The organism is Streptomyces sp. NPDC058231 (assembly GCF_042882275.1).
Lineage (GTDB): Bacteria > Actinomycetota > Actinomycetes > Streptomycetales > Streptomycetaceae > Streptomyces.
The window spans coordinates 1-3016 of sequence record NZ_JBHVWN010000155.1; the positions used below are offsets into that span (position 1 = coordinate 1).

3 protein-coding genes are annotated in these 3016 nt (G+C 69.9%); 2 read left to right on the plus strand and 1 reads right to left on the minus strand.

The features are described 5' to 3' along the window. Nucleotides 1-23: 23 nt before the first annotated feature. The gene (locus ACFVXE_RS38880) at nucleotides 24-1307 is read right to left on the minus strand and encodes an adenylosuccinate synthase (RefSeq protein WP_389678497.1); all 1284 of its coding nucleotides are present in this window, start codon (nucleotides 1305-1307) and stop codon (nucleotides 24-26) included. 186 nt (nucleotides 1308-1493) lie between these two features. On the opposite strand from ACFVXE_RS38880, the gene ACFVXE_RS38885 reads away from it, so the two are divergent. Both ACFVXE_RS38885 and ACFVXE_RS38890 read left to right on the plus strand, forming a co-directional pair. Then, a complete protein-coding gene (locus ACFVXE_RS38885; RefSeq protein WP_389678499.1) occupies nucleotides 1494-2342 on the plus strand; it encodes a diacylglycerol kinase in 849 nt (282 codons plus the stop codon). Nucleotides 2343-2489: 147 nt separating this feature from the next. Next, nucleotides 2490-2762 (plus strand): DUF1876 domain-containing protein, encoded by a 273-nt coding sequence (locus tag ACFVXE_RS38890; RefSeq protein ID WP_389678500.1) that lies wholly within the window; start codon nucleotides 2490-2492, stop codon nucleotides 2760-2762. Nucleotides 2763-3016 lie beyond the last annotated feature (254 nt).

Consider the following 3016-nt stretch of genomic DNA (forward strand, 5'->3'; position numbering starts at 1 on the left):
CCGGCCCCTCCGCGTTCCATGCCCTACAGGAACGAGTTGATCTCGATGGTCTCGGTACGGCCGGGGCCGACGCCGATCGCGGAGATCGGGGCGCCGGACATCTCCTCCAGCGCCTTCACGTACGCCTGCGCGTTCTTCGGCAGGTCGGAGAAGGTCTTGGCCTTCGTGATGTCCTCGGACCAGCCCGGCAGCATCTCGTAGATCGGCTTCGCGTGGTGGAAGTCGGTCTGGCTGTACGGGAGCTCCTCGACGCGCTTTCCGTCGATCTCGTACGCGACGCACACCGGGATCTGCTCCCAGCCGGTCAGCACGTCCAGCTTGGTGAGGAAGAAGTCGGTGAGACCGTTGACCCGGGTCGCGTACCGCGCGATCACCGCGTCGAACCAGCCGCAGCGGCGGTCACGGCCGGTGGTGACACCGCGCTCGCCGCCGATCCGGCGCAGCGCCTCGCCGTCCTCGTCGAGCAGTTCCGTCGGGAACGGACCGGCACCGACGCGCGTGGTGTATGCCTTGAGGATGCCGATGACCCGGCTGATCTTCGTCGGGCCCACGCCGGAACCGGTGCAGGCGCCGCCCGCAGTCGGGTTCGACGAGGTGACGAAGGGGTACGTGCCGTGGTCGACGTCGAGCAGCGTGCCCTGACCACCCTCGAAGAGGACGACCTTGCCCTCGTCGATGGCGTCGTTCAGGATCAGCGTCGTGTCGGCGACGTAGGGCTTGATCTGATCCGCGTACTGGAGCATCTCTTCGACGATCTTGCCGGACTCGATGGCGCGCCGGTTGAAGACCTTGGCGAGGAGCTGGTTCTTCTGCTCCAGGGCCGCTTCGACCTTCTGCTCCAGGATCGACTCGTCGTAGAGGTCCTGGACGCGGATGCCCACGCGGTTGATCTTGTCGGCGTACGTCGGGCCGATACCCCGGCCGGTCGTGCCGATCTTGCGCTTCCCGAGGAACCGCTCGGTCACCTTGTCGACGGTGACGTTGTACGGGGTGATCAAATGAGCGTTACCGCTGATCAGCAGCTTGGACGTGTCCACGCCGCGGTCGTTCAGCCCACTCAGCTCGGAGAGCAGGACGGCCGGGTCGACGACGACACCGTTACCGATGACCGGGGTACACCCCGGTGAAAGGATTCCGGAGGGGAGGAGATGAAGTGCGTACTTCTGGTCACCGACGACCACCGTGTGGCCGGCATTGTTGCCGCCCTGGTAACGCACCACATAGTCCACGGATCCACCGAGGAGGTCGGTGGCCTTTCCCTTGCCCTCGTCACCCCACTGAGCACCGAGCAGCACAAGTGCGGGCACAGGCGTACACCCCTTCCGGGCGGGGCATGTCCAAGGTCAGGGGGCGTACGTAAACGCCGTACATGCCGTACGACGATGTACGACGAAGCCTGAACCGTCGAACCGGGTGCCCCGGAATAGACGAAGCCCCTGGCGCAATAGCGCAAGGGGCTCTTGCACCAAGATGCTACCCGAGGAAGGACCGAGGTGTCGGCTGCCCAGCCCCCCGGCAACGGTACGCACCATTTGCTGGTGGTGATCGACCCGGTCGCCCGCCGGACCGACGGCGAGTCCGTCCGGATCGCGAAGGACGTGCTGAGCGCCGGCTCGCACGCCAAAATCTGTCTCCCGGAAGGTCCGGAGGAGTTCGCGCGGGCCTTCTCCCGCCGGGGCAGCAGGCGGCCGGTGGTCGTCGGGGACGACCGGACGCTGCTGCGCACCGTCGCCCTGCTGCACCGGGAGCGGGAGCTGGCCGACGAGGCACTCGCCTTCGTCCCGGTGGGTCCCGAGCCGGCGCTGCAGCTCGCCTCCTCGCTCGGCGTGCCCCTGGGCACGGTGGCCGCGGCCCGCGCTGCGCTGGACGGGGCCGCACACCGGCTGGATCTGCTGGTGGACGACAGCGACGGCGTCGTGCTGCGCACCCTGCGCATCCCCGCCCCGGCCACGGGGGCGGCGGCGCACACGGGTGTCACGGCGGTCTGGGACACCTGTCGCGCCCTCGTCCGGACCCTGGTCCGCCCCGACCCTCCGACGCCGCCCGCCCCGCCCAGTACGCACCGGCTGAGGGTGGAGGCGGACGGGGTGCTGCTGAACGATCTGGACCGCCCGGTCGAATCGGTGGCGGTGCGCGCGCAAGGCGGCGGCGGCCTCGCGGACGTGGTGATCCGGACCTCGGCCGGCGAGACCGTGACGGTGGAGGCGAAGGCGGTCACGGTCTCCGGCGCGGACTTCCGCTACCGGGCGGACATACAGGTCGGCGGCCCGGTACGGACGAGGACGTGGACGGTGCGGGCGGGCGCGTGGGGGCTGATGCTGCCGGTGGCGGAGAGCGGATGACCCCGCGCCGGGGAGGTGCGTGGCGGTGCGGGGGCCGCGCGGAGTCCGCACGCCGCACCGGCCCGTGACGCGTCCCGCGCCGGTGCGGGAAGGGGCGCACGCCGGTAAAGAGGCGCACCCTGGGAAGTGGTCCCGGAGGTGATCGCCATGATGAAGACCGCTGTCGGATGGCACGTAGAGCTGGAATTCGAGGAAGACACCCACCGCACCCGCGCCGCCGCACTCGTACGCCTCCCCGACGGGAACGAGGTTCGGGCGCACGGGTACGCCAGCCGTCACCCCTCCGACTCCCAGCAGGCGAGAGTCGGCGAGGAGATCGCGGGAGCCAGAGCCCTGAACGAACTCGCGATGAATCTGCTGACCAAGGCGCACACGGAGATCGACGAGGTGTCCGGCCGGACCTCGCACCCGCTGAGCTGATCCGCTCGGCCCCGCTCCCGTGCCGGAACGCCGACCGGGGTGCGGGGACCCCCGGCCGGGAAGCCTGGCCGGGTTTCCGGGGCGTGACTTCCAGGTGCGCTCCCCAGGCGTGCGGACAGGCCTCGGACTCCCGGTCGGGGCCTTCCCGGCTGTGCGGCTGGGCGTGTTTCGAAAGTAGCGCCGTCCGCCCGGAGGGCGGGCTCGGCGGCGTCTGGTGCGTGCGATCGCAAGGCGGAGGGTCGCCCCGATACTGG